General features: G+C 72.7%; 28 protein-coding genes. 11 read left to right on the forward strand and 17 right to left on the reverse strand.

Annotated elements, in window-relative coordinates; all coding sequences use genetic code 11:
• Window positions 1-102: 102 nt before the first annotated feature.
• From MRBLML1_RS01495 to MRBLML1_RS01515, 5 genes are read right to left on the reverse strand one after another with little or no spacing between them, the layout of a single operon-like run.
• Window positions 103-882, reverse strand: a complete 780-nt coding sequence (locus MRBLML1_RS01495; protein ID WP_364510366.1) for an enoyl-CoA hydratase-related protein — start codon at window positions 880-882, stop codon at window positions 103-105.
• Entirely contained in the window at window positions 872-1,462 is a 591-nt protein-coding gene (locus MRBLML1_RS01500; protein ID WP_364510369.1) for a rhomboid family intramembrane serine protease, read from the reverse strand. Before MRBLML1_RS01500 ends, MRBLML1_RS01495 begins: the two co-directional genes overlap by 11 nt.
• Window positions 1,459-1,929: a hypothetical protein gene (locus MRBLML1_RS01505; RefSeq protein ID WP_364510372.1), complete on the reverse strand. Its 471-nt coding sequence runs from the start codon at window positions 1,927-1,929 to the stop codon at window positions 1,459-1,461. Before MRBLML1_RS01505 ends, MRBLML1_RS01500 begins: the two co-directional genes overlap by 4 nt.
• The gene (gene folP / locus MRBLML1_RS01510; protein WP_364513091.1) at window positions 1,926-2,741 is read right to left on the reverse strand and encodes a dihydropteroate synthase; all 816 of its coding nucleotides are present in this window, start codon (window positions 2,739-2,741) and stop codon (window positions 1,926-1,928) included. The genes MRBLML1_RS01505 and folP overlap by 4 nt, the downstream gene beginning before the upstream one ends.
• Window positions 2,742-2,779: 38 nt before the next feature.
• Window positions 2,780-3,670, reverse strand: a complete 891-nt coding sequence (locus MRBLML1_RS01515; RefSeq protein WP_364510375.1) for a glucosyl-3-phosphoglycerate synthase — start codon at window positions 3,668-3,670, stop codon at window positions 2,780-2,782.
• Window positions 3,671-3,804: 134 nt separating this feature from the next.
• Here MRBLML1_RS01515 and MRBLML1_RS01520 point away from each other — a divergent pair, with 134 nt between their 5' ends.
• Window positions 3,805-3,984, forward strand: a complete 180-nt coding sequence (locus MRBLML1_RS01520; RefSeq protein WP_364510377.1) for a hypothetical protein — start codon at window positions 3,805-3,807, stop codon at window positions 3,982-3,984.
• Here MRBLML1_RS01520 and MRBLML1_RS01525 read toward each other — a convergent pair.
• From MRBLML1_RS01525 to rfbA, 3 genes are read right to left on the reverse strand one after another with little or no spacing between them, the layout of a single operon-like run.
• A complete protein-coding gene (locus MRBLML1_RS01525) occupies window positions 3,956-4,789 on the reverse strand; it encodes an N-acetylmuramoyl-L-alanine amidase family protein (RefSeq protein WP_364510380.1) in 834 nt (277 codons plus the stop codon). The genes MRBLML1_RS01520 and MRBLML1_RS01525 overlap by 29 nt on opposite strands.
• Complete coding sequence (galE, locus tag MRBLML1_RS01530) at window positions 4,786-5,790, reverse strand: UDP-glucose 4-epimerase GalE (protein WP_364510383.1); 1,005 nt, start codon at window positions 5,788-5,790, stop codon at window positions 4,786-4,788. The genes MRBLML1_RS01525 and galE overlap by 4 nt, the downstream gene beginning before the upstream one ends.
• Window positions 5,791-5,816: 26 nt before the next feature.
• Window positions 5,817-6,692, reverse strand: a complete 876-nt coding sequence (gene rfbA / locus MRBLML1_RS01535) for a glucose-1-phosphate thymidylyltransferase RfbA (protein ID WP_364510386.1) — start codon at window positions 6,690-6,692, stop codon at window positions 5,817-5,819.
• Window positions 6,693-6,756: 64 nt separating this feature from the next.
• Between rfbA and rfbB the strand changes: the two genes are divergently transcribed.
• The 3 genes from rfbB to manA are packed head-to-tail and all read left to right on the forward strand — an operon-like array spanning window position 6,757 to window position 10,332.
• A complete protein-coding gene (rfbB, locus tag MRBLML1_RS01540) occupies window positions 6,757-7,755 on the forward strand; it encodes a dTDP-glucose 4,6-dehydratase (protein WP_364510389.1) in 999 nt (332 codons plus the stop codon).
• A 2-nt stretch (window positions 7,756-7,757) separates the two neighbouring features.
• A complete protein-coding gene (locus tag MRBLML1_RS01545) occupies window positions 7,758-9,146 on the forward strand; it encodes a bifunctional dTDP-4-dehydrorhamnose 3,5-epimerase family protein/NAD(P)-dependent oxidoreductase (protein WP_364510391.1) in 1,389 nt (462 codons plus the stop codon).
• 4 nt (window positions 9,147-9,150) lie between these two features.
• Window positions 9,151-10,332, forward strand: coding sequence for a mannose-6-phosphate isomerase, class I (manA, locus tag MRBLML1_RS01550; protein ID WP_364510394.1), 1,182 nt, complete (start codon window positions 9,151-9,153; stop codon window positions 10,330-10,332).
• 96 nt (window positions 10,333-10,428) lie between these two features.
• Here the strand turns inward: manA and MRBLML1_RS01555 are convergent, their stop codons facing one another.
• The 3 genes from MRBLML1_RS01555 to MRBLML1_RS01565 form a co-directional block, all read right to left on the reverse strand.
• On the reverse strand, window positions 10,429-10,731 hold the full coding sequence (locus MRBLML1_RS01555) for a DUF2516 family protein (RefSeq protein WP_364510397.1): 303 nt from the start codon (window positions 10,729-10,731) through the stop codon (window positions 10,429-10,431).
• A gap of 91 nt (window positions 10,732-10,822) precedes the next feature.
• Window positions 10,823-11,413 carry a hypothetical protein gene (locus MRBLML1_RS01560; protein ID WP_364510399.1) on the reverse strand — a complete coding sequence of 197 codons (591 nt, stop codon included), beginning with the start codon at window positions 11,411-11,413 and terminating at the stop codon, window positions 10,823-10,825.
• Between the two features lie 4 nt (window positions 11,414-11,417).
• A complete protein-coding gene (locus tag MRBLML1_RS01565; protein ID WP_364510402.1) occupies window positions 11,418-11,849 on the reverse strand; it encodes a helix-turn-helix domain-containing protein in 432 nt (143 codons plus the stop codon).
• Between the two features lie 156 nt (window positions 11,850-12,005).
• On the opposite strand from MRBLML1_RS01565, the gene cysC reads away from it, so the two are divergent.
• Complete coding sequence (gene cysC / locus MRBLML1_RS01570) at window positions 12,006-13,865, forward strand: adenylyl-sulfate kinase (RefSeq protein WP_364510405.1); 1,860 nt, start codon at window positions 12,006-12,008, stop codon at window positions 13,863-13,865.
• The gene (locus MRBLML1_RS01575; protein ID WP_364510408.1) at window positions 13,862-14,857 is read left to right on the forward strand and encodes a sulfite exporter TauE/SafE family protein; all 996 of its coding nucleotides are present in this window, start codon (window positions 13,862-13,864) and stop codon (window positions 14,855-14,857) included. Before cysC ends, MRBLML1_RS01575 begins: the two co-directional genes overlap by 4 nt.
• A gap of 203 nt (window positions 14,858-15,060) precedes the next feature.
• Here MRBLML1_RS01575 and MRBLML1_RS01580 read toward each other — a convergent pair whose 3' ends face one another.
• Both MRBLML1_RS01580 and MRBLML1_RS01585 read right to left on the reverse strand, forming a co-directional pair.
• A complete protein-coding gene (locus MRBLML1_RS01580) occupies window positions 15,061-16,227 on the reverse strand; it encodes a nucleotide sugar dehydrogenase (RefSeq protein ID WP_364510410.1) in 1,167 nt (388 codons plus the stop codon).
• 96 nt (window positions 16,228-16,323) lie between these two features.
• On the reverse strand, window positions 16,324-17,100 hold the full coding sequence (locus MRBLML1_RS01585) for a DUF4143 domain-containing protein (protein WP_364510413.1): 777 nt from the start codon (window positions 17,098-17,100) through the stop codon (window positions 16,324-16,326).
• Window positions 17,101-17,200: 100 nt separating this feature from the next.
• Between MRBLML1_RS01585 and cysD the strand changes: the two genes are divergently transcribed.
• Window positions 17,201-18,115 carry a sulfate adenylyltransferase subunit CysD gene (gene cysD / locus MRBLML1_RS01590; RefSeq protein WP_364510416.1) on the forward strand — a complete coding sequence of 305 codons (915 nt, stop codon included), beginning with the start codon at window positions 17,201-17,203 and terminating at the stop codon, window positions 18,113-18,115.
• Window positions 18,115-19,374 (forward strand): sulfate adenylyltransferase subunit 1, encoded by a 1,260-nt coding sequence (locus MRBLML1_RS01595; RefSeq protein ID WP_364510418.1) that lies wholly within the window; start codon window positions 18,115-18,117, stop codon window positions 19,372-19,374. Before cysD ends, MRBLML1_RS01595 begins: the two co-directional genes overlap by 1 nt.
• 51 nt (window positions 19,375-19,425) lie before the next feature.
• Here the strand turns inward: MRBLML1_RS01595 and MRBLML1_RS01600 are convergent, their stop codons facing one another.
• The 4 genes from MRBLML1_RS01600 to MRBLML1_RS01615 all read right to left on the reverse strand — a co-directional run bounded on the left by MRBLML1_RS01600 (window position 19,426) and on the right by MRBLML1_RS01615 (window position 21,845).
• The gene (locus MRBLML1_RS01600) at window positions 19,426-20,370 is read right to left on the reverse strand and encodes a YgfZ/GcvT domain-containing protein (protein WP_364510421.1); all 945 of its coding nucleotides are present in this window, start codon (window positions 20,368-20,370) and stop codon (window positions 19,426-19,428) included.
• Window positions 20,367-20,834, reverse strand: coding sequence for an adenylyltransferase/cytidyltransferase family protein (locus MRBLML1_RS01605; RefSeq protein WP_364510424.1), 468 nt, complete (start codon window positions 20,832-20,834; stop codon window positions 20,367-20,369). The genes MRBLML1_RS01600 and MRBLML1_RS01605 overlap by 4 nt, the downstream gene beginning before the upstream one ends.
• On the reverse strand, window positions 20,831-21,232 hold the full coding sequence (locus tag MRBLML1_RS01610; RefSeq protein ID WP_364510427.1) for a Fur family transcriptional regulator: 402 nt from the start codon (window positions 21,230-21,232) through the stop codon (window positions 20,831-20,833). Before MRBLML1_RS01610 ends, MRBLML1_RS01605 begins: the two co-directional genes overlap by 4 nt.
• A gap of 118 nt (window positions 21,233-21,350) precedes the next feature.
• Entirely contained in the window at window positions 21,351-21,845 is a 495-nt protein-coding gene (locus MRBLML1_RS01615) for an FABP family protein (protein WP_364510430.1), read from the reverse strand.
• A 55-nt stretch (window positions 21,846-21,900) separates the two neighbouring features.
• On the opposite strand from MRBLML1_RS01615, the gene MRBLML1_RS01620 reads away from it, so the two are divergent.
• The 3 genes from MRBLML1_RS01620 to MRBLML1_RS01630 all read left to right on the forward strand — a co-directional run bounded on the left by MRBLML1_RS01620 (window position 21,901) and on the right by MRBLML1_RS01630 (window position 24,923).
• The gene (locus MRBLML1_RS01620; protein ID WP_364510432.1) at window positions 21,901-23,010 is read left to right on the forward strand and encodes a nucleotidyltransferase family protein; all 1,110 of its coding nucleotides are present in this window, start codon (window positions 21,901-21,903) and stop codon (window positions 23,008-23,010) included.
• Complete coding sequence (locus MRBLML1_RS01625) at window positions 23,007-24,674, forward strand: ABC transporter ATP-binding protein (RefSeq protein ID WP_364510435.1); 1,668 nt, start codon at window positions 23,007-23,009, stop codon at window positions 24,672-24,674. Before MRBLML1_RS01620 ends, MRBLML1_RS01625 begins: the two co-directional genes overlap by 4 nt.
• 120 nt (window positions 24,675-24,794) lie before the next feature.
• Entirely contained in the window at window positions 24,795-24,923 is a 129-nt protein-coding gene (locus MRBLML1_RS01630; protein ID WP_364510438.1) for a hypothetical protein, read from the forward strand.
• Window positions 24,924-24,933 lie beyond the last annotated feature (10 nt).

The following is a 24,933-nucleotide window of genomic DNA, read 5'->3' on the forward strand; positions in this document are numbered from 1 at the left end:
ACCAGGGTGGTAGACCACCCTGGTAGATGCCACAACACCCGGGTAGAGGTCTGAACACGTAGTTACATGTTCTCCGCGTATGGCCATACGACGCGAGCCGGATCAGCGCCCGAAGGCAGGCTTCTCCTTGGCGAGGAAGGCCCGCACACCCTCGGCGAAGTCGGGGCCGCCGTAGACCTCGCGCAGCAGCGCCTCCTCGTCCGGCGGCGACGCCTCGGCGGGCTGGGCGCGGGTGAGCAGCTGGTGCTTGGTCGTCTCGATGGTGACCCGGGAGGCCTGCGCGATGCCCGCGGCCAGGTCGGCGACCTCGGCGTCCAGCCCGTCCGCGTCCGGTACGACGGCGGCGAGCGCGCCCACGCCGTGGGCCCGGTCGGCGGCGACCAGCCGCGAGGCCAGCAGCATCTCGCGGGTCAGCGACTCCCCGAAGATCGCCTGGCAGCGGTAGAGCACCGAGCCGGAGAGGGCGTTGCCGAGGGTCCGCGCGATCGGGTAGCCGAAGCGCGAGCCGGCGGTGGCGACGCGCAGGTCGCAGTGGGTGGCGACGGCGAGGCCGCCGCCGACGCAGACACCGTCGATGGCGGCGATGGTGACCTGGGGCAGCGACCAGAGCCGGTCGAACATCTCCCGGATCCAGTTCTCGTACTCGACGGCGTCGGCCTCGAGGAAGTCGCTGATCTCGTTGCCCGCCGCGAACGCCTTGCCGCCCGCGCCGCGCAGCACGACCACGCCCACCGACCGGTCGGCGGCGGTCTGCTCCCACAGGGCGCGCAGCTCGCCGTACATCGCCTTGGTGAAGGCGTTGCGGCGCTCGGGACGGTTGAAGGTCACCTCGAGGACACCGGGGCCGAGGCGGTCGCGATCGATCAGCAGGTCAGCGGTCACGACGGTGAGGGTAGCGGCCCGCCAGCCCCCGCTCGCTGACGACCACCGCGGCGAGGACGCCCGCGATCGCGCCGAACAGGTGGCCCTGCCAGGAGACGCCCGGCGTCCCGGGCAGCACGCCCCACAGCACGCTGCCGTAGACGACCAGCACGACGAGCCCGATCAGGATCTCCGCGGGCTTGCGGTCGACGAAGCCCTGCACCGCGAGGTAGGTGATCCACCCGAAGATCAGCCCGGACGCGCCGATGTGCACCGACCCGCTGCCCGCGACCAGCCACACGGCCAGCCCGCCGAGCAGCCAGATCACGGCGGTCGCGGCGAGCCCGCGGGCCACGCCGGTGGCGAGGGTGAGGAAGCCGAGGACCAGCGCGGGGACGGTGTTCGCGGCGAGGTGCTCCCAGCCGCCGTGCAGCAGCGGCGCAGCGAGGATCCCGAGCAGTCCCTCGCCGTCGCGCGGCCGGATGCCCCAGCCGTCGAGCCGGTGCGAGGCGGCCACGTCGAGGACCTCGATCCCCCACAGCAGCACGACGAACGCCGCCGTCGCCACGCCGGCGACCTGCCACGGCGGCCGGGTCGTCACGCGGTCCTCCAGACGGCGACCCAGTACTGCACGCCGAAGGGTGCGTCGTCGTAGAGCACCTCCGCCTCTCCGAGCGGCGGCAGCTCCCCCAGGCAGGCGGTGTCGGCCCACAGCTCCGCGGCGAGGGCGGTGTCGATGCCGGTGAAGGTACGACGGAGCGCGGCGTCGAAGCCCGCGGCCCGCTCGTCGAGGTGACCGGGTGCCTTCTCGGTGCGGGTGGCCGAGCCGTTGCCGACGACGAGCACCCCGGTCTCGTCGTCGTCCACGACGGCGCCGCCGCTGGCAGCGACCAGCGCGGCCGCGACCCGCAGCCCGGAGGGACCGGAGGCCCGCACGCGCACCCGCGCCCCGAGCCGGCCGACGGCGTCGAGGCAGGCGGCACGCAGGTCGGCGACCGGGTCCTCCAGCGAGGCGTACGACGGGAGCAGGGCCGGCACGCCCGGCACCAGCGCGACCGGGCCGCTCACTGGATCCCCCGGATCGCGCGCAGCGGCGGCCGTCGTCCGGCGATCGACCACACCATGTCGACGGTCTGCCGGGTCTCGACGACCTGGTGGACGCGGTAGATGCGGGCCCCGGCGAGCGCGCAGACCGACGTCGCGGCGAGGGTGCCGACCAGCCGCTCACCGACCTCGAGGCCGAGGGTCTCGCCGACGAAGTCCTTGTTGGACAGCGACACCAGCACCGGCCAGCCGGTGGCGACCATCTCGCCGATCCGGCGGGTCACCTCCAGCGAGTGGAAGGTGTTCTTGCCGAAGTCGTGGGCCGGGTCGATCACGATCGACTCGCGGGCGACGCCGGCGGCCAGCGCCCGCTCGGCGTAGGCGACGGTGTCGGTGACGGCGGCGGCGACGACGTCGTCGTACTCGATCCGGTAGGGGCGGGTCCGCGGGGTCACCCCGCCGGTGTGGGTGCAGATGATCGCCACGTCGTGGGCGGCGGCGACGTCGACCAGCTCGGGGTCCGCACCGCCCCACGCGTCGTTGAGGACGTCCGCGCCCGCCGCGCACACCGCGTCCCCGACCTCTGCGCGCCAGGTGTCGACGGAGATCACCAGCCCCGGGTACGACGCCCGCACCCGCGCCACGAAGTCGACCACCCGCGCCTTCTCCTCCGCGGGCGAGATCTCCACGCCGGGCGCGGCCTTGATGCCGCCGATGTCCACGATCTCGGCGCCCTGGGCGACCACCTCGGCCACGCGCGCGAAGGCGGCGTCCTCCGCCCAGGTGGCGCCCTTGTCGAAGAAGGAGTCGGGGGTGCGGTTGACGATCGCCATCATCAGCGCCTCGTCGTCACCGAAGTGCTGGCGTCCGAGTCTCACAGGTGGGCCTCCGCGGGCGGTCGTTCGAGGGTGGGGACGACCTGCTCGACGGGCTCCAGGCCGCGCAGGTACTGCCGCAGCACCGCCTCGTCGCCGGCCCCCGGCACACCGGAGCGCGCCAGCGCGGCCGCGATGATCTGGGTCGCCATCCCACCGAGGTCGCGCAGCGCCTGGTGCCGGTGGGCGCGGACGCCGAGCCCCACCTGCGCGATCGCGGACGGACCGGCGGCACGGAGGGTGTCGACGAGCGCGGCCAGCTCGACGGCGTACCCGGTCGGCACGGCCAGGCCGGCGAACCACGAGCGCCGTACCGCCCACTCCCCCGCGAGCGGCTGCACCAGGGAGCCGAGCTCGGGGAAGAGCAGCGCGATCAGCGGCCGGGCGACCAGCTCGGTGACCCGCCCGCCCTCCAACGGCCCGTCCACCCCGGGGCGGTCGTAGAAGCCCTTGACCAGCCGCACCTCGGGCGAGGTCAGCAACGGGCCGAGCAGGCCGGGCACGAAGTGGGTGTCCCAGTCGTGCAGGTCGGCGTCCATGAAGACGACGAGGTCGCCGGTGGTGACGAAGAGCGACTTCCACATCGCCTCGCCCTTGCCGGGGTGGCTGCCGAGGTCGGGGCGGATCTCCGCCGAGCGGTGGACGCGGGCGCCGGCGGACTCGGCGACGGCGTAGGTGTCGTCCACGGAGTCGCTGTCGATGACCACGATCTCGTCGACCAGGTCGACGGTCTCCATGAGCGCGGTGCGGACCCGGGACACGACGGCGCCGACGGTGGCCGCCTCGTTGCGGGCCGGTACGACGAGGCTGACCCGCTGCCCCAGCCTCCCCTTGGCCACCAGCAGCCCCTCGAGGCTCCAGTCGTCCCAGGAGGCGGCGCGGATCCCCATGTCCGTCAACCTACCGGCTGCCCGGATCGGTCCGAGTTTGCCGTCGTTCCCGGTCCGAAACCGGGTGCGCGGTGCTACCGTCGAAATCTCTCGGGAAGTTCGGTGGGCGCTCCCTCCCCCCTGGAGTTCACGACATGGCATTTCGACGGTGGCGACGCAAGGTCCGTTGCCTGCTCAAGCACGGCCCGCGCGGCTGCCCGCACATCGAGCGGCACTCCCGCCGGCCCCGGCGCCGCAGACGGCAGCTGGAGGAGGACAGCGGTCGTCACCTGCCACCGGTGACGATCATCGACCCCGCGGACCTGGTGCGCTGAGGAAGGCCCGCGCCCCGGCGACCAGCGCCCGCGCGTAGCGCCGCTGCCCGGCGGCGCTCTCCATCACGGCCGCCTCGCCGGGGTCGCGCATGTTGCCCAGCTCCACCATCACCGCCGGTACGTCGGACAGGTTCAGTGTCCCGAGGTCGCCGCGCACGTCGATCCCCCGCACGCCCCGGTACGACGACGGCCGGAAGCGCGCGTCCACCAGGGCGTCGCGCACCGCGGCGGCCAGCCGGCGCGAGGGCCGCACGATGTCGTCGGTCCAGCCGTCGATCCGCTCGGGGCGGATCACGTGGAAGCCGCTCGCGCCGCCGTCGGTCACCCCGTCGGCGTGGATGCTGATCCGCAGGTCCGCGGTGGGGCCGGGCCGGCCGGGGTTGCCGATCCGGCCGCGCTCGTCGACGCACGGGCCCCACTTCTCGTCGGAGTCCGAGCCGCGGGTGAGGACCACCCGGGCGCCGAGTCCCTCCAGCGACCGGCGGGCCTGCTCCGCGACCCGCCAGGTGAAGGTCGACTCGGGGAAGCCGTCCTCGGTCGACGTACCGGTGGTGTTGCACTCCTTCTCGAAGCCGCCCGCGTCCACCGGCGCGGCGATCTCCGCGCCGTGGTGACGGTTGCCGAGCTGGTGGCCCGGGTCGAGCACGACCACCTTGCCCGCCAGCGGCCGGCCGGCCGCGGTCGGGGACGGCGCCACCGACGGGCTCGCCGACGTGCTCGGCCGCGCCGGTCCGGGCTCGCCTGCCGAGCAGCCGGCCGCGAGCGCCGCGACCAGCAGCAGGGACGCGGCCCGGCGCACGGTCATGCGTAGCCCAGGACGTCCTTGCGCTTCTCGCCCCAGGCCAGCGCGGACGCGATCGCCTCGTCCAGGGAGAGCTCGGTCCGCCAGCCCAGCAGCTCGCGCGCCTTGTCGGCGTTGGCGAAGGCGCCGGCCGCGTCGCCCGGGCGCGCGGGCGCCTCGGTGACCGGGACCGGCTTGCCGACGACCCGCTCGACCGCGGCCAGCAGCTCACGCACGGTGACGCCGTCGCCGGAGCCGAGGTTGATGTAGGTGTACGTCGCGTCCACCTTCGCCAGCACGCCGTCGAACTCCTCGACCGCGCGCACGTGGGCGCGGGCCAGGTCCCAGGCGTGGATGTAGTCGCGGATGCCCGTGCCGTCGCGGGTCGGGTGGTCGGTGCCGGTGAGGGTGAAGGTGTCGCGGAAGCCGAGGGCCGTCTGCGCCATCAGCGGCACGACGTGCGTGGCGTCGCGCAGGTGGTAGCCGGTCTCCAGGTCCGGGTCCGCGCCGATCGGGTTGAAGTAGCGCAGGATGATCGCGCGCAGCGCGGTGGCCTTCGACAGGTCCTCCAGCACCTCCTCCATCATCCGCTTCGTGCGTGCGTACGGCGAGGTCGGCTCGACCGGGTCGTCCTCGGTGACCTCGAAGTCGGGCTTCAGCGCGTAGAGCGAGGCGGTCGAGGAGAAGATGATCCGTGTCTTGCCGAGCGCGGTGAGCTCGTCGAACATCTCCAGCGACTTCGCCACGTTGTCGCGGTAGTACTCGTACGGCTTCTCCACCGACTCCGGCACCACGATCCGCGCGGCCATGTGGATGGTCGCGTCCAGGTCGGGGTGCTCGGCCACGATCCGGCGCAGCAGCGCCCGGTCGGCGATGTCGCCCTCGTAGAAGATCCGGTCGCCGGCGTAGGCCCGCGGGCCGGTGAGCAGCGAGTCGAGGACGACCGGGACGTGCCCGGCCTGCTCCAGGGCCTTGGCGGTGATCGAGCCGAGGTAGCCGGCGCCGCCGGTGACGAGGACCTTCATGGCAGAGGACCCTAGCCGGAGGGTCCTCAGCCGCTGTGCTTCTCGTCGAGCAGGGCCAGCAGGTAGCGGCCGTAGCCGCTCTTGAGCAGGCCCTCGGCCCGGGTGGCGAGCTGCTCGTCGCTGATGTAGCCCAGCCGCCAGGCGACCTCCTCGGGCGCGCCGACCTTGGTGCCCTGGCGTGCCTCCAGCGCCCGGACGTAGTTGCCGGCGTCGTTGAGGTCGTCGAAGGTGCCGGTGTCGAGCCAGGCCGAGCCACGCGGCAGGACCTCGACCTGGAGCCGCTGCTCGTCGAGGTACATCCGGTTCAGGTCGGTGATCTCCAGCTCGCCGCGGGCCGAGGGCTGCAGCGCCTTGGCCTTGTCGACGACGTCGGGGCCGTAGAAGTAGAGCCCCGGCACGGCGAAGTGGCTGCGCGGCTTCTCCGGCTTCTCCTCCAGGGACAGCGCCCGGCCCTCGTCGTCGAACTCCACCACGCCGTACGCCGTGGGGTCGGCCACGCGGTAGCCGAACACCGCCGCGCCGTCGAGGTCGCCGAAGCGCCGCAGGCGGGTGCCCATCCCGGGCCCGTGGAAGATGTTGTCGCCGAGCACCAGGCCGGCACCGCCGCCGGCGAGGTGCTCCTCGCCGATGAGGAACGCCTGGGCGAGCCCGTCGGGCGAGGGCTGCACGGCGTAGCTGATCGTGATGCCGAACTGTGCCCCGTCGCCGAGCAGCCGCCGGAACTGGTCGGCCTCGTGCGGGGTGGTGATCACCAGCACCTCACGGATCCCGGACAGCATCAGGGTCGAGAGCGGGTAGTAGATCATCGGCTTGTCGTAGATCGGCATCAGCTGCTTGCTGATCGCGTGCGTGATGGGGTGCAACCGGCTTCCGGTGCCTCCCGCGAGGATGATCCCGCGCATCGTGATCCCGCTCCTTGTCGATATCGGGGACGGCGGCGCCATTGTCCTCCATAGACTCCTCCCCGTGCAGCGCATCCTCGTCACGGGCGGCGCCGGCTTCATCGGCTCCAACTTCGTCCACCACCTCGTCCGGTCCACCGACGCCTCCGTCACGGTCCTGGACAAGCTCACCTACGCCGCCTCGCGGGAGTCCCTCGACGGCCTGCCCGCCGAGCGGGTGCGCCTGGTCGTGGGCGACGTCGCCGACGCGACCGTGGTCGAGCCGCTGGCCGGTGAGCACGACGCGGTCGTGCACTTCGCGGCCGAGTCGCACAACGACAACTCCCTCGACGACCCCTCGCCGTTCATCCGGACCAACCTGATCGGCACCTTCACCCTGCTGGAGGCGGTCCGCAAGGCGGGCGTGCGCTTCCACCACGTCTCCACCGACGAGGTCTACGGCGACCTGGAGCTGGACGACCCGAAGCGGTTCACCGAGGACACGCCCTACCAGCCGTCCTCGCCGTACTCCGCGTCCAAGGCGGGCTCGGACCACCTGGTCCGCGCCTGGGTGCGCTCCTTCGGCGTGCAGGCGACGATCTCCAACTGCTCCAACAACTACGGCCCCTGGCAGCACGTGGAGAAGTTCATCCCGCGCCAGGTCACCGAGGTCATCGACGGGCGCCGGCCCAAGCTCTACGGCTCCGGCGAGAACGTCCGCGACTGGATCCACACCGAGGACCACTCCTCCGCCGTGCTGGCGATCCTGGAGCGCGGCCGGATCGGCGAGACCTACCTCGTCGGCGCCGACGGCGAGAAGTCGAACCTCGAGGTGGTCCGGCTGATCCTGACCCTGATGGGGCGCGACGCCGACGACTTCGAGCACGTCACCGACCGCGCGGGCCACGACCTGCGCTACGCCATCGACTCCGGCAAGCTGCGCACCGAGCTCGGCTGGACGCCCCGGTACGCCGACTTCGAGGCCGGCCTGGAGCAGACGGTGCGCTGGTACCAGGACAACCAGGAGTGGTGGCGCCCCGCGAAGGCGGCCACCGAGGCGGCGTACGCCGCGAAGGGCCAGTGACGGTGACGCAGGGCGTCGAGACCACGCCCGTCCCGGGCCTGGTCGTGCTCCGGCTGGCCGTGCACGGCGACGCGCGCGGCTGGTTCAAGGAGAACTGGCAGCGCGAGCGGATGGTCGGCCAGGGCCTCCCCGACTTCGGCCCGGTGCAGAACAACATGAGCCTCAACGTCCGCCGCGGCACGACGCGGGGCATCCACGCCGAGCCCTGGGACAAGCTCGTCTCGGTGGCGACCGGCAAGGTGTTCGCCGCGTGGGTGGACCTGCGCGAGGGCGAGAGCTTCGGGGCGACGTACTGGCTGGAGATGGACGAGGGCGTCACCGTCTTCGTCCCGCGCGGGGTGGGCAACTCCTACCAGGCGCTCGAGGACGGGACGGTGTTCTCCTACCTCGTCAACGACCACTACGTGCCCGGCACGGTCTACCCGGCGCTGCACCTGGCCGACGAGAGCGCCGCGATCCCCTGGCCGATCCCGCTGGCCGACGCCGACGTGTCCGACAAGGACCGGGCCAACCCGCGGCTCGCCGAGGTCACCCCGATGGCCCCGCGCCGCCCGTTGATCACCGGCGCGAAGGGCCAGCTCGGCCGCGCCCTCGCCGCACTCCACCCCGACGCGACGCTCGTCGACCTCGACGAGCTCGACCTCACCGACCCGGACGCGCTGGCGGCCTGGCCGTGGCAGGACCACGACCTGATCCTGAACGCCGCGGCCTACACCGCCGTCGACGCGGCCGAGACGCCCGAGGGCCGCGCCACGGCGTGGGCGGCCAACGCCGCCGCGCCGGCCGCGCTCGCGGCGATCGCGGCCCGGCGCGGGATCCCGCTGGTGCACTACTCCACCGACTACGTCTTCGACGGCCGCGAGGTCGAGGGCGGGCACCGCGAGGACGAGCCGTTCGCGCCGCTGGGCGTCTACGGCCAGACCAAGGCCGCCGGCGACCTCGCCGTCGCCACCGCGCCGAAGCACTACGTCCTGCGCACCTCGTGGGTGATCGGCGAGGGCCACAACTTCGTGCGGACCATGGCCAGGCTCGCCGCCGACGGCGTCGACCCGGCCGTCGTGGACGACCAGGTCGGCCGGCTCACCTTCGCCACGGAGCTGGCCCGGGCCACCCGGCACCTGGTGGACACCGCCGCGCCGTACGGCACCTACCACGTCACCAACGGCGGCACCCCGCGCTCGTGGGCCGACTACGCCCGCCGGGTCTTCGAGCTCACCGGCCACGACCCGGCGCGGGTCAGCACGACCACGACCGAGGAGTACGCCGCCGGCAAGCAGCTCTCCCCGCGGCCGCTGCACAGCACGCTGTGCCTCGACAAGCTCGCCGCCACCGGGTTCGAGAGCACTGATGCCGATCAGGCCCTCACGGACTACCTCGCCCATCTAGGCTGACGTCGTGCTTGCGCTGACCTGCCCCACCCAGTCGTACGACTGGGGCTCCACGCACGCGATCCCGACCTTCCAGCGCACCGAGGCGGACGGCCGGCCGGTCGCCGAGGTCTGGGTCGGCACGCACCCGCTCGGCACCGCACGGGTCGCGGACGGCACCGGGCAAGGCCGCGCGCTGACCGAGGTGGCCGGCGAGCTGGGCTTCATGCTCAAGGTGCTCGCCGCCGACCGCCCGCTGTCCATCCAGGTGCACCCGGACGCCTCCCGCGCCGCCGCCGGCTACGCCGACGAGGAGGCCGCGGGCGTCCCGCTCGGGGCACCGCACCGGGTCTTCAAGGACCCCTTCCCCAAGCCCGAGATGGTCTACGCGCTGACCAGCTTCGACACCCTGGTCGGTCTGCGTCGTACGTCGGAGGTGATGCGGGTCCTGCACGCCATCGAGCACCCGCTCGCCGAGAGCCTGATGGCCAGCCTCGTCGAGCGCCCCGGCTTCGCCGGCATCGTCCGGTTGATCGAGGGCCTGCTGGAGTCGCCCCCGCCGCCCGCCACGGTCACCGAGGTCGCCGCCGCCTGCCAGAAGGCGCTCGACGGTGGACGCGACGTCAAGCGCGCCTTCGAGACCGCGGTCGAGCTCGCCGACGCCTGCCCCGGCGACGTGGGCGTGATCGTCTCGCTGCTGCTGAACCGGCTCACGCTGCAGCCCGGCGAGGCGGCGTACCTCGCCACCGGGATCATCCACGCCCACCTGCGTGGGCTGTGCCTGGAGGTGATGGTCTCCTCCGACAACGTGCTGCGTGCCGGGCTGACCACCAAGCACATCGACGCCCCCGGCCTGGTCCGCTGCCTGGAGGAGGGCACCTCGCGCGCGGCGCGGGTCGAGCCGATGGTCTTCAACTACTCCACCGACGTGTTCAGCCCGTGCGGGGACTTCGCGCTCTCGGTCACCCAGAGCTCGCCGGCCGACCCGGCCGGCGTGGTGCTGCCCGCGCACGGACCGCGGCTGCTGGTCTGCACCGGCGGCGAGGTCGCGCTGGTCAACCACCGCGACGAGGTGCTCCGCCTGGGCCGGGGCGAGGTGGCCTACGCCGACGACAGCGACGGCGAGCTGCGGGTCGCCGGCACCGGTGAGGTCGCCCAGGCGTTCGTGCCCGCCCCCGACGCCCGCGGCCAGCTCTTCGACCTGCTCTGAGCTGAAGGGGCCGAGCGGGTCTTCGGGGCGTGGTGAGGGCAGCAAGCTGCGGCGACGCCCCTCCCGCCGCGCTGCCGGCCGGGAGTCAGCGTCTCCTCAGCGGCGGCGGCGCAGCCCCGCGAGCGCGGGTCGTACGTCGACGAGGTAGACGAACGCCGCGACGGTGAGCACCAGGTTGACGATCCCGATCGGGATCGGCAGCACCTGCAGCAGGACGCCGATGCCGAGCAGGGCGCACCAGGTCACCTTGTTGAGCTTGTCCGCGGCGTCGTAGGACTCCGCGGAGTAGAGCAGCGCGCTGACCAGCGCGAAGATCTTGACGACGAGCAGGGCGAAGGCGATGCCGAGGTTGACGTACGCCTCGATGTCGCTCGCCGGCAACACCCATCCTCCACCCATGGGCATGGATCCTAGCCAGTCCCCGGTGACGCAAATGACCGCGACCCCGGGGCCGGTGGCCTCGGGGTCGCGGTACGACGAGCGGGTGCGCTCAGCTGGCGGTGGCCTTCTTGGCCGGCGCCTTCTTCGCGGTGGCCTTCTTGGCGGGAGCCTTCTTGGCCGGCGCCTTCTTCGCGGGAGCCTTCTTGGCGGCCGGGGCCTTCTTGGCCGGCGCCTTCTTGGCGGGGGCCGGGGTCTCACCGGTGCGCAGCTTCACCACGACGCCCTCGCCGCGCTTGGCGAGGTCGGCGTAGAGCGCGGTGGCGGTGGCGACGTTCTCGTCGTAGGCACCCTTGACGCTGGTCTGCACCTTGGCCGGCAGGGCCTTGGCGTCGGCCTGCAGGTCGGCGAAGGCGGTGGTGGCCTTGCCCTGCAGCGACTTCGGCTGGGGCAGGGAGAAGCCCTTGACGCTGGTCTGCACGTCGGCGACGCGGGTGGTGACGTCCTTCTGGACCTCGACGACGCGGGCGGTGACCTTGGTCTGCACGTCGGCGACGTAGGCGCGGACCTTCTCCACGGCGAGGTCGGTCGCACCGACACCGGCGTAGATCGGCTTGGCGGCGGCCGGGGGGAGGTCCGGCAGGTCGATCGCCTTGAGGTCGATCGAGGGGATCTCGAACTTGGGGAGGTCGAGCTTCGGCATTTCTTTACCCTTCGTTGGTGACACGCTGGACGCTGTCGGGAATCTCGGTCGGGATCGAGGCGTCGTCCTCGGCCGCGTCGGCCGCGTTGAGTGCGAGGAACGATGCGTAGACGTCGAGGAGCGACTGCTTCTGCCGCTCGGTGAGATGGGTGTCGCCGAGGATGGCGAGCTCCACCGATCCCCCCACGCCGTCGTCCGGGCTGAGGATCCCGGCCCGGATGTAGAGCTGCTCCGCGGAGATCCGCAGCGCCTTGGCGATCTGCTGGAGGACCTCGGCCGACGGCTTGCGGAGCCCGCGCTCGATCTGGCTGAGATACGGGTTCGAGACGCCCGCCTGGTCGGCGAGCTGCCGCAAGGAGAGACTGGCGGACGTGCGCTGCTCCTTGAGGTAGTCACCGAGCGACCCGACGGTCTTCCCGACCTTTCCCTTAGCCATGGGTCCATGGTGCTAGCAATAGTTAGCACGTTGCAAGCGCTGGGCTAGTGAAGTCGTTCACATGACCGGCACGACGGGTGGCCGGTACGCGGTGCCAGGTTCCACCTTTCAATGTTCAAATGGGATCAACTCACTCGACTCGGTACGATCACGTCCGTGTCGAGTCCCTCCGTGCCGCAGCACTGCCCCACGCCCCGGGAGCTCGACGACCTGGAGCTGCTGACGTCCGGGGCCGCCGGCCCGATCGTCGGGTTCAACGAGCCCGGCAGCCCGATCACCCTGGACCTGCCCGAGGCGCTGGAGAACCACCTCGACGAGGGCGCCGAGGTCGAGCTGGTCGATCCCGAGGGCCTGCCGCTCGCCCGGATCGGGCGCACCCTGCGCGGGCTCAGCGTCACCCCGCTGACGCACGCCCAGTTCGGCGCGTTCCGCTCGCTGCACGTCCCGCCCGACGTCGCCCGGGAGCGGTACGCCGGCCGCACCGTCGTCCCGGTCACCGACCTGGTCACCGACACCCAGCTCGAGCAGCTGCGCGGGCTCGGCCCGGTCCTGCTCGCCGCGCTGGTCGGCGCCGGCACCCCGGCGGTGAGCCCCGTCGGGCTGCTGCGTGCCACCACCAAGGTCGCCTCGATGATCGGTGCCGAGGTGGTGGCGATCCCGCTGACCGACCACGGCCCGGAGGCGGACGCCGCGGACACGGCGCTGCGCCAGTCCGTCCTGGCCTGGTACGCCGGCGCGGACGACCTCGTCGAGCTGGCACCGGGCGGGGCGACCCCGCCCGAGCTCGCCGACATCGAGGCCCGCGAGCGCCCCGCCCCGGTCGACCAGGGCCTGGTGCTCTTCTTCACCGGCCTGTCCGGCAGCGGCAAGTCCACCCTCGCCCGCGCCCTGATGGACCGCATCCTCGAGCAGGGCGCGCGCACCATCACCAGCCTCGACGGCGACGTCGTGCGCCGCAACCTCTCCGCCGGCCTCACGTTCTCGCGTGAGGACCGGGAGACCAACATCCGCCGGATCGGCTGGGTCGCGGCCGAGATCGCGCGCCACGGCGGGGTCGCGATCTGCAGCCCGATCGCGCCCTTCGACGAGACCCGCCAGCAGGTGCGGGCGATGGTCGAGCAGGCCGGCGGCCGGTTCTTCCTGGTCCACGTCGCCACCCCGCTGGAGGAGTGCGAGCGGCGCGACCGCAAGGGCCTCTACGCCAAGGCCCGCCGCGGCGAGATCCCCGAGTTCACCGGCATCTCCTCGCCCTACGAGGAGCCCGAGGACGCCGACGTCCGGGTCGACACCACCGGGCGGTCCATCGAGGACGCGCTCGACGACGTGGTCGCGGGCCTGGCCGAGTCCGGCCTGATGTACCTGCGCACCACCGACCCCGGCAGCCCGCCGCCCGCCGCGGTGGCCGCGACCGCACGCCGCTCCGCCGCGCGCCGCGAGGCCAACCGGCCTCGCCCGGCCGGCGCGGGGCCACTGCGCGTGCTCTTCGTCTGCACGGCCAACATCTGCCGCTCGCCGTACATGGAGCTGCGGGCCAAGGAGCTGCTCGGCGCTCGCGCCGACATCGAGCTCACCAGCGCGGGCACGCACGGCTTCCGGGCGCACCAGGTGGACCCGACGATGGCCGCGGTGCTCGCCGACCGCGGGGTGCCGGACGCCCTGGTCGAGGAGTTCGCCAGCCGGCGGCTGACCCGCGAGCTGATCCTGGAGGCCGACCTGGTGCTGACGGCGGAGGCCTCGCACCGCGCGTTCGTGCTGGAGGAGGTGCCGAGCGCGTTCCGCAAGGCCTTCACCCTCGGCCAGTTCGCCGAGTCCGTCGAGCGGGTCGACGCGAGCCTGACCGGTGCCGCGCTGGTCAACGCCGTCGGGCACCGGCGGGCCGGCGCGGTCGACGCGCACGACGTGCGCGACCCCTATCGCCGTGGCCGCTCGGCCGCGGAGGCCTCGGCCGACCAGATCGACGCCCTGCTCCACGCGGTCCTGCCGCGACTGAGCCCTTCCGAGACAGGCTCCGCATGACCGAGTGGTTCACCCTCACCGCGCTCTCCATCGCCGCCGCGGGCTTCCTCGTCGGCATCGTCGTCGGCCTCACCGGCATGGGCGGCGGCGCGCTGATGACGCCCGCGCTGATCTTCCTCGGCGTCGGGCACACCTCCGCGATCGTCACCGCCGACCTCACCGCCGCCGCGATCTACAAGACCGGCGGGGCGATCACGCACGCGCGAGAGGGCTCGCCCAACCTGCGCCTGGCGGCCTGGCTGGTCGCGGGCTCGGTGCCGATGGCCTTCCTCGGCCCCTGGCTGGTCAACGCGCTCACCGACGACCCGGCCGACCTGGAGAAGACCCTCAAGCTCTGCATCGGCATCGCGCTGCTGTTCGCCGCCTCGACCTACGCGCTGCGGCTCTACATCAACCTCCGCCGGGTACGACGCGGCGGCGTCGCCCCCGACGACGACCCGCGCATCCGCCCGCTGCCGACGCTCGCCGTCGGCATGCTCGGCGGCCTGCTCGTGGGCATCACCAGCGTCGGCTCGGGGTCGGTGATCATGATCGCCCTGCTCATGCTCTACCCGGGCCTGTCCGCCGTACGGCTGGTGGGCACGGACCTGGTCCAGGCGGTGCCGCTGGTGCTCAGCGCCGCGCTCGCCAACATCGCCATCCACGGCCTGGAGTGGGACCTGCTGGTGCCGCTGGTGATCGGCTCGGTGCCGGGCACCCTGCTCGGCTCGCGGATCGCCCCGCGGGTGCCGCAGTCGGTGATCCGGCGCGGCATCGTGATCGTGCTGACGATGTCCGGGACGGCGCTGCTCTTCAAGGCCGGCCTGCACCCGTTCGGCGAGGGCCACGAGACGCTGGAGGCGGTGCTGGTCGCCGCGATCGGCGTCGCGATGGTGCTGCTCGTCCCGCTCGTGTGGGGCCTGCTGCGCCGGCAGCACGGCCTGCCGATGTTCGGCGCGCCGACGGTCAGCGAGATGGAGCGGATGGAACGGCGGACCGCCCCCGAACGCTGAGGCTTCCGCGGCTCAGTGGCTCAGCGGCTCAGTGGCCGAGGCGGAACGACGCGTCGCGCGAGGCGGTGCGTGCCAGGCCGAAGGTCACCGCCGAGGCGGCGGCGACCCAGAGGGCTCCCAGCCCCAGCAGTGCTTCCATGCCTCCACGGTAGGCCGGTCACCGGGCTCGCCCCACCCGCAATTCGTCTGGAAGATCCGCGACTTTAGTCCCGCCCGTAGATGTCGCGGGTGTAGACCTTCCGGGCCACGTCGTCGAGGACGTCGGTGCGCCGGTTGGCGATGATCACGTCGGCCTTGGCCTTGAACTCGTCGAGGTCCTTCATGACCTTCGAGCCGAAGAAGCGCTTCTGCTCCAGCTCGGGCTCGAAGACGACGACCTTCACGCCGCGCGCCTTGATCCGCTTCATCACGCCCTGCACGGCCGACTCGCGGAAGTTGTCCGAGCCGGCCTTCATGGTCAGCCGGTAGATCCCGACCACCTTGGGCTCGCGGCGCAGGATGTCGTCGGCGATGAACTCCTTGCGCGTGGTGTTGGCCTCCACGATCGCGCTGATCAGGTTCTGCGGCACCCGCTGGTAGTTCGCCTGGAGCTGCTTGGTGTCCTTCGGCAGGCAGTAGCCGCCGTAGCCGAAGGACGGGTTGTTGTAGTGCCCGCCGATCCGCGGGTCCAGGCCGACGCCCTCGATGATCTGCCGCGTCTCCAGACCGTGGGTGGCGGCGTAGGTGTCGAGCTCGTTGAAGTACGCCACCCGCAGCGCGAGGTAGGTGTTGGCGAAGAGCTTGATCGCCTCGGCCTCGGTCGACCCGGTGAACAGCACCGGTACGTCGTCGTCGAGCGCCGCCTGGGTCAGCAGCTTCGCGAACAGCCGGCCCGGCTCGGTGTCGGAGCCGATCACGATCCGTGAGGGGTGCAGGTTGTCGTGCAGCGCCCGGCCCTCGCGCAGGAACTCCGGGCTGAACAGGATCGAGGCGCCGGGGTGCGCCGCGCGCAGGGTGTTGGTGTAGCCCACCGGCACGGTCGACTTGATCACCACGGTGGCGCCCGGGTTGGCAGCGAGCGCCTCGGCAGTGACCTTCTCGACGGTGGAGGTGTCGAAGCAGTTCGTCTCGGGGTCGTAGTTCGTGGGCGTGGCGACGACGACGAAGCTCGCGTCGGCGTAGGCCTCCTTGCGGTCGCGGGTGGCCTGCAACGCGAGGCCTCCCGCGGCCAGGTGCTCCTCGAGCTCGGCGTCCACGACGGGCGAGCGGCCCGCGTTGACGTCCGCCACCCGCGCGGCGCTGACGTCGAGCACGGTGACGTCGTTGTAGCGGGCCAGGAGCACGGCGTTCGACAGGCCGACGTACCCGGCCCCGACGACGGTGATCTTCATGCTTCGAGGCTGGGACGGCCGGCTGAACGGGCCCGGACGCCGACATGACGTCCAGGTGGCGGGTGGGCGGCGGGTCGCCCCGCACCCGGGCGGTGCTCAACCGCCCCAGACGGTCGCGATCGGCAGGCCCCACAGCCGCGGTCCGTAGGGGTGCCCCGCGCCCCCGGTCGTGAGCACCACGCCGCCGCGGAAGCGCGGCCCGGCCCGCCGGGCGAGCGCGCGCAGGCGGTCGAACTGGTGCGGGCGCAGGCTCGCCGCGGTGATCACCTCCAGGCCGTAGAGGGTGTCGTCGGGCAGCTCGACGACCAGGCCGACGGCGAGGCCGTTGCGCTCGCGGAGGTAGGCCACCCGGTGCTCCACGACGCTGGTCGCCTGCTGGCGCAGCAGCTCGCCGGCGACCATCGTGCGCAGCAGCGGCGCGAGCCGGCGCCGGCCGGAGAAGGCGGCCAGGTCCGCGGGCCGGTGGCCGGCCAGGTGCCGGGCCAGGGCGACGTCGGTGAAGACCACCTGCGGGCGGCCGATCGCCCGCTTGGCCGCCACCGAGCGGGCGCCGGGCAGCAGGCGGACGACCCCGGTCTCGACGAGCACGTCGACGTAGGGCCCGACGGTCGTCGGTGGGATGCCGGTCGCGGCGCCCAGGCGGGCGTGGTTGAGCTCGCCGAGCGGCGGGCTCGCGAGCGCGGTGAGCACCGCCCGCAGCCGGTCGGGGTCGGTACGACGCACCGACCGCGCCGCACGGGCGATCCGCCGCAGCTCGTCCTCGGTCACCTCACGGGCCGTCGCGGCGACGTACCGGTCGACGTCCCAGGGGCTGCGCACCTCGCCGGGGACGGTGCCCCGGGAGCCCAGACGGGCGACGAAGTCGGCGGCCACGGGACCGACCCTAGGTGGCTGCGGTGGAAAACTCGTCGATTTGTCTAACGAGCCCTTCGCGATGTCTCGGTGCAAGGCCGCGCATGGCACGATGCAGCCCATGTCCCAGACCCACAGCGACTACCGGCTGAGCCAGCTGGACCAGCTGGAAGCCGAGTCGATCCACATCTTCCGGGAGGTGGCCGCCGAGTTCGAGAAGCCCGTGCTGATGTTCTCGGGCGGCAAGGACTCGATCGTCATGCTCCGGCTGGCCGAGAAGGCCTTCTACCCGGCGAAGATCCCGTTCTCGATCCTCCAGGTCGACACCGGGCTGGACTTCCCCGAGGTGATGGAGACCCGCGACCGCTGGGTCAGCCGGCTCGGCGTCAACCTCGTGGTGGCGAGCATCGACGACGCGATCCGCGACGGCATCATCCCGGACGCGGCGAAGATCAGCCGCAACCGGCTGCAGATCCCGACCCTGCTCAACGCGATCGAGGAGAACGGCTTCACCGCGGCCTTCGGCGGCGGCCGGCGCGACGAGGAGAAGGCCCGCGCCAAGGAGCGCGTCTACTCCCACCGCGACGAGTTCGGCCAGTGGGACCCGAAGAACCAGCGTCCCGAGCTGTGGAGCCTCTACAACGGCCGCCTGCACGAGGGCGAGCACATGCGGATCTTCCCGATCTCGAACTGGACCGAGCTGGACGTCTGGGACTACATCGGCCGCGAGGGCATCGAGATCCCGAACATCTACTTCAGCCACCAGCGTCGCGTCTTCGAGCGCGACGGCATGCTGATGAGCGAGACCCCGCTCAACCCGCTGCGCGAGGGTGAGGTCGTCGAGGAGCGGACCGTCCGGTTCCGCACCTGCGGCGACATCACGCTCACCGGGTGCGTCGAGAGCACCGCGTCCACGATCGAGGAGATCATCGACGAGGTCTCGATCGCCCGCAAGACCGAGCGGGGTGCCACCCGCGGTGACGACCGGTTCTCCGAGGCTGCCATGGAGGACCGCAAGAAGGAGGGCTACTTCTGATGGCCGGGACCACCATGGATCTGCTCCGCTTCGCCACCGCCGGCTCCGTCGACGACGGCAAGTCCACCCTGATCGGGCGCCTGCTGCTCGACTCGAAGTCGATCTTCGAGGACCAGCTCGAGGCCGTCGAGGCGACCTCGCAGTCGAAGGGCTACGACTACACCGACCTCGCGCTGCTGACCGACGGGCTGCGCTCCGAGCGCGAGCAGGGCATCACCATCGACGTGGCCTACCGCTACTTCGCGACGCCCAACCGCAAGTTCATCATCGCCGACACCCCCGGGCACGTGCAGTACACCCGGAACATGGTCACCGGTGCCTCCACCGCCGACCTCGGCCTGGTGCTCGTCGACGCCCGCCAGGGCCTCACCGAGCAGTCCCGCCGGCACGCGGTGATCCTGTCCCTGCTCCGGGTGCCGCACCTGGTGCTCGCGGTCAACAAGATGGACCTCGTCGACTACGACCAGGCCACCTACGACAAGATCCACGCCGAGTTCACGTCGTTCGCGACCAAGCTCAACATCCCCGACCTCGAGGTCATCCCGATCTCGGCGCTGCAGGGCGACAACGTGGTGACCCGCTCCGAGAACATGACGTGGTACTCCGGCCCCACCCTCATGCACCACCTCGAGCACGTCCACGTCGCCTCCGACCGCGACCTGATCGACGCCCGCTTCCCCGTCCAGTACGTCGTGCGCCCCAAGTCCGACGAGTTCCACGACTACCGGGGCTACGCCGGCCAGGTGGCGGGCGGCGTCCTCAAGCCGGGCGACGAGGTCGTCGTGCTGCCGTCGGGGATGACGTCGAAGATCGCCAAGATCGACCTGTTCGACAAGGAGATCACCGAGGCGTTCCCGCCGATGAGCGTGACGGTGCACCTCGAGGACGACGTGGACGTCTCCCGCGGCGACATGATCGCCCGGGTCAAGAACGCCCCCACTCCGAGCCAGGACATCGACGCGATGGTCTGCTGGATGACCAATGCCCCGCTGCAGCCGCGGCAGAAGCTGGCCATCAAGCACACCACGCGGACCGGCCGGGCGCTGGTGAAGGACATCCAGTACCGCCTGGACGTCAACACCCTGCACCGCGACCAGGAGACCAAGGAGCTCGGCGTCAACGAGATCGGCCGGGTCACCCTGCGCACGACCGTGCCGCTGCTGGCCGACCCGTACTCCAAGAACCGCACCACCGGCTCGTTCATCCTGATCGACGAGGCGACCGGCGTGACCGTCGGCGCCGGCATGATCAACGGCTGAGGCCGGTACGACGAACGCCCGCCCCCGGTCCGGGGCGGGCGTTCGCGCGTCTCAGCGCCGCGGGCGGAAGTGCAGCCCGACCTCGGGGTCGACGACGACCTCCTGCGCGGCGGGCAGCCCGTCCACGACGAGCGGCGCGGCGACGTCGGTGTTGCGCTTGACCAGCGCCAGCGCGATCGGGCCGAGCTCGTGGTGGCGGGCCGAGGAGCCGACGAAGCCGGCATCGCGCCCACCCGCCGCCGGCACGACAGCCGAGCCCGCCGCCGGCAGGCGGTTCTCGGAGCCGTCGAGGTGCAGCAGGGTCAGCCGCCGCGGGGGCTTGCCGAGGTTGTGCACGCGAGCGACGGTCTCCTGGCCGCGGTAGCAGCCCTTGTCGAGGTGCACCGCCCCCCACGGCTGGTCGGCGATCCAGCCGACCTCGTTGGGGATGGTCCGCTCGTCGGTGTCGACGCCGAAGCGCGGCTCGCCGCGGGCGATCCGCAGCGCCTCGAAGGCCCACAGCCCGGCGGCGGGGCCGGCCGCCTCGGCGTACGCGGTCAGCTGGTCGCGGGGCACGAGGTCGTAGCGTCCGGGCCGCCACGCGACCGCGACCTCCGGGGTCACCTCACCGACCTCGACGCGGGTCATGAACTTCATCCGCTCGAGGAAGGCGATCAGCGCCGCCGCGGCGCCGGGCTCGGTGTGCGCGGTGAAGGCCTCGCCGTCGTCGACACCGGTGAAGGCGTGCTCGACGTGGCCCTGCGGGGACAGCACGAGCGCGGAGACCCACTGCCCGGGGGCCAGCCCCTCGAAGTACTGCGTGGTCAGCGAGTGCAGCCAGCTCAGCCGGTCCGGGCCGGCGACGCGGAGCACGTCGCGGTGGGAGAGGTCGACGAAGCCCTCGCCGGCCTCCAGCGCCTTCTGCTCGCCGAAGAGGCTGCCGTAGTGGGCCGCCACGCCGGCGTCGGTGCCGTCGCCGGCGACGGCGCCGGGGAGTTCGAGAAGAGGTGAGGTCATGTGAGGTCCCGGTAGTGCTCGAGGAGGCGGGTCAGGGTGCCGAGCGCGGTCTGCATCTCCTCGATGTGGACGGGATCCAGGGTCCGGAGCATCTCCTTGATCTCCGTGCTCGAGACCCCCGAGGTGCGAGGCAGGTACCGCACCTCGCAAACGTCGGAGAGCTCGTCGAACTTCCCGGCCCAGTCGTCGCCCATCACGAAGACGTCCACGCCGTGCTCGACGATGTCGGCGCGTTTCTGCTCCCAGCTCCGCTCCGGGAGCACCAGGTCGACGCCCTTGATGGACTGCACGATGGCCGCCCGGTCGTCGTAGGACACCACGGAGCGCTTGCCCTTGCCGGCGTTGAACTCGTCGGTGGAGACGCCCACGACGAGCCGGTCACCCATCGCGGCGAGCCGCTCGATCAGCCGCAGGTGCCCGATGTGGAACAGGTCGAAGGTGCCGTAGGTGAGCACGGTGGTCATCGGGATTCTCCTTCGCAGTCGGCGCAGCGACCGAAGACGGTCAGGTGGCCCAGGTCGGGCGCGAAGCCCTTCGCGCGCAGCACCTCGACGAACGGTCCGGCCTCGGCGGCGTCCACCGAGGTCACCGCGTGGCAGCCGCGGCAGACGAGGTGGAAGTGCTCGTGCCCGCGCACCGAGTGGTACGTCGGCGCGCGGTCCGAGAGGTGCGCGTGGCGCACCAGGCCGAGCTCCTCCAGCACCTCCAGGGTGCGGTAGACGGTCGAGGCGTTGACCGTGCTCGCGGTCTCCTGGACCTTCGCCAGCACCTCGTCCGGGGTGGCGTGGCCGAGCTCGTCCACGGCAGCGAGGATCAGCTCGCGCTGCGGCGTGAGCCGGTAGCCCTTGTCGCGCAGGGCCACCCGCCAGTCCTTGGTCTCGAGACGCGCCTCGCGGCCTCGTTCCTCGCCCGCGGCGCTCCTCGACCTCCCCGCCTGGTCCGGGGTCTCCCTCGTTCCTCGGGATTCCCCGGGGCGGTGATCAGGCACGCTTGAGCCTCGCCCAGAGGTGCGGCTGCAGGGCCTGGCCCATCGCGGCCATGTCGAAGGCGTAGAGCAGGTCGCCCTCGACGTTGCCGTAGAGGCGCTTGCCGGCGACGTACTCCTTGGCGGTCTCGGTGCGGGCGACGGCGTCGGTGGTCCACTCGAACTTGCCGTTGTCGGCCGTGCCCTCCCAGACCTCGGCGATGCCGGTGTTGTGGGTCAGCAGGATCTCGAACTTCCCCTCGCCCACGGCGCGGATGAAGCCGGTCTCGATGGCGGCGTCGCGGACCTTCTCGTTGGCGTCGTCGACGATCCACGAGCGCGCCATGTAGTGGAAGAACGGGCGGCCGTCGTGGGTGAAGATCAGCTCCTGGCCGAACTGGAACGCCTCGATCGTCGGGTAGTCGCCGTGGCCGTTGCCGCGCCACGTGCCGAGCATCCAGGCGATGGGTCCGCAGTCGGGGTGCAGGTTGTCGGGGAGTTCGAAGGCCACGGGCAGAAGTCTAGTTCCGCCGGGTGCCGGACGCCGCTGCGGCAGACTGTGGCCCGTGCTGACCCCCGCCGCCGTGTCCGAGCTGCGGCGTGCCGTGCGCGCAGCACTCGCGGCCGAGGCCGGTGCGGAGCCGGGCTGGCGGTGGCGGGGCGCGGTCCCCACCGACGACTTCCTGGACGCGGCCGTGCGGCACCGGGTAGAGATCCTGCTCGCGGGACGGGTGAAGGAGCTCGACCTCCCCGGACCCGTCGCGGCGGAGCTCGGCGCGCTGCGCGACGCCGACCGTCGTACGGCGATGGCACGGATCCTCACCGTGGGCCAGCTCGGCGACCTGCTGGCCGGCATCGACCACCTCGTGCTCAAGGGCCCGGCGCTCGCCGTGCAGACCACCGGTGACCCGACGGCGCGCGGCGGCGGCGACGTGGACCTCCTGGTCGCGCCCGCCGACGTGGAGCCCGCGCTGGACCGCCTGCTCGCGGCCGGCTGGGCCTGTCGCGCAGGGAGCACGGTGGACCGCGCGGCGTGGAGCTGGCGGCACCAGCTGCGGCACGGCAACGAGCTCTCCCTGGCCCGCCCGGACGCCGTCGTCGACCTGCACTGGCGCCTGGACACCACCCAGGACGGCGCGCCGGGCTTCGCCGCGCTCTGGTCCCGGCGGGCGTACGCCGACCTGGGCCCGGTCACGGTCGCGACCCTCTCCCCCGCCGACGCCCTCGACCAGGCCCTGCGGCACAGCGCCCGCGACGGCTGGGACACCCTGCGCAGCCTGGTCGACGTGCACCGCCTGGCCCGCGACCCAGCCGCCTGGCCGGCCGCCCCGGACCGGCTGGCGCGCGCCAGCCTCAGCGTGGTCGCCGCGACCGTCGGCCTCCCGCCCGGTACGCCGGGCTTCCGCGCCACCCGCGCCGGCCTCCCCCGCGCACGCTCCCTGCAGGCGCTGGAGATCAACGCCCGCCGGCACCCCGGTGACCAGGTCGTCCGGTACGTCACCTGGGCGCTCGCCGCCAGCCACTCCCCCCGCGACGTCGCCGGCACCGCGGTCACCGCTCTGCTCCCGCCGCAGCAGCTGGCGGAGGTGGGCGAGCGGACCGCAGGGCGCGCGATCGCGGTCGGGCTGGGGCGCCGCGCGCGTCGTACCCTCGCCCGGCTGCGGGAGGTGCGATGACCTCCCGCGCCCGGGCCTACCTGGCCGCCGCGGCCGACGCCTGCGGGCGCCCGGCCCTGCTCCTGTTCCAGCTCACCCTCCTCGCGAGCGCGGTGCTGGAGGCGGTCGCGCTGCTGCTGCTCGTGCCGCTGGTGCAGGTGCTCGCCGGGGCCGGCGCGGTCGACCTGCCCCGGCTGCACCTGGAGGTGGACGCCCCGCTCGCGGTCGGCGCGCTGCTGGTCGTCGCGCTGCTGCGGGCCGGCTGCGGCTGGCTGACGGCGGTGCAGGGCACCGGCATCCAGATGCGCACCGCCGACCGGGTCCGGCTCGGCGCGCTGGGCGAGCTGCTGCACGCCGAGTGGCCGTTCCTGGCGCGCCAGCGCACCAGCGACGTGGTGCAGGCGACGACCACCCAGATGGAGCGCTTCGAGGCCGCACTGGCGCTGCTGCTGCACACGGCGGTCAGCGCGGTGACCCTCGGCGCCACGGTGGTCGCCGCGCTGTGGATCTCCCCGGTGCTCGGCGGCACCGCGATCGTGGTCCTGGCCGTGGTGGCGCTGGTGAGCCGCCGCGTCGTACGGCGCAGCGTGGACCTGGGCGTCGAGGGCTTCCACCGCAGCACCCTCTTCGGCGCCGCCGTCACCGACTCGCTCTCCTCGCTGCGCCTGGTCCGCGCGCACGACGCCGCCGGCCGCTGGATCGACCTGCTCCGCGACAGCGCGGTGGCGAGCCGCCGGATCGAGCGCCGGTACGTCGAGCTGACCGCCGGCTACCAGTCCGTGCTCAGCGTCGTGGGGGTCGTCGCGGCGCTGGCCCTGGTGCTGGCCGGCCGGGCGCTCGACCTCGGCGTGGCCGAGCTGATCACCCTGGCGGTGGTGATGAACCGGGCGATGACCCTGGCCCGCACCTCCGTGCAGGGCGCGCAGGCCTTCGCCCACGACGCCCCCGCGATCGACGCGGTCTCCGAGATCGCCGCCTCCGCCCGCGCCCACGCGGAGCCGGCCGGCGACGTCTCGGCGCACGCGCCGGTCACGGCCGCGCCGGCGCTCACGATCACCGCGCTCACCGCCGGCTACGGCGAGGAGCCGGCCCTGCGCGGCCTGGACGCCACCATCCCCGCGGGTGCCCTGGTGGCCGTGGTCGGGCCGAGCGGTGCCGGGAAGTCCACCCTGCTCGACTGCGTGCTCGGGCTGCTGACGCCGACCGCGGGCGCGGTGCTCGCCGACGGGGCGCCGCTGCCGCCGCCGTCGGTCTGGCGGGCCGGGCTGGCCTACGTGCCGCAGCTCGCCGTCCTCGTCCCGGGCAGCGTCCGGGCGAACCTGACCTGGGCCGCCGGGCGCGAGGTCGCCGACGAGGAGCTGTGGGAGGTGCTCGAGACGGCGTGCGTCGCGGACGTCGTACGACGGCTGCCGGCGGGGCTCGACACGGTCCTGCACGACGTCGCGCAGCTCTCCGGGGGAGAGCAGCAGCGGGTCTGCGTCGCCCGCGCGCTGGTCCGGCGCCCGCACCTGCTGGTCCTCGACGAGGCGACCAGCGCGCTCGACGAGGACACCGAGCGCCGGCTGCTCGCGGCGGTCCGGGCGAGCGGCGCGACGGTCGTCCTGGCCACCCACCGCGGCGCCGTCACCGCCGCCGCAGACGTCGTGATCCGGGTCACGGGAGATTCGCAAGTCAACACGCCGTGACTTGTGGGACGGTTGGTCCGTTATCGGATCGTCATGCGTCCGGATTGCAACCATCGGTTCCGCCCGGCCATGATGTCTCGTACGATGGTTGTCAGCCGACACACTGAGGGAGATGTGGCGATGGAGAAGAAGACGTGGGTTGCGCCCACCGTCGCGCCGTTGAGCGCCGCGAAGGACGCTCAGGCGAGCCTCATCGGCACGGTCGGCGACGGCACCAGCAACCGGAGGCAGATCAAGCTCGGCAGCTGACCTGCCGCGC

The sequence above is a fragment of the Nocardioides sp. LML1-1-1.1 genome (assembly GCF_040676175.1).
Lineage (GTDB): Bacteria > Actinomycetota > Actinomycetes > Propionibacteriales > Nocardioidaceae > Nocardioides.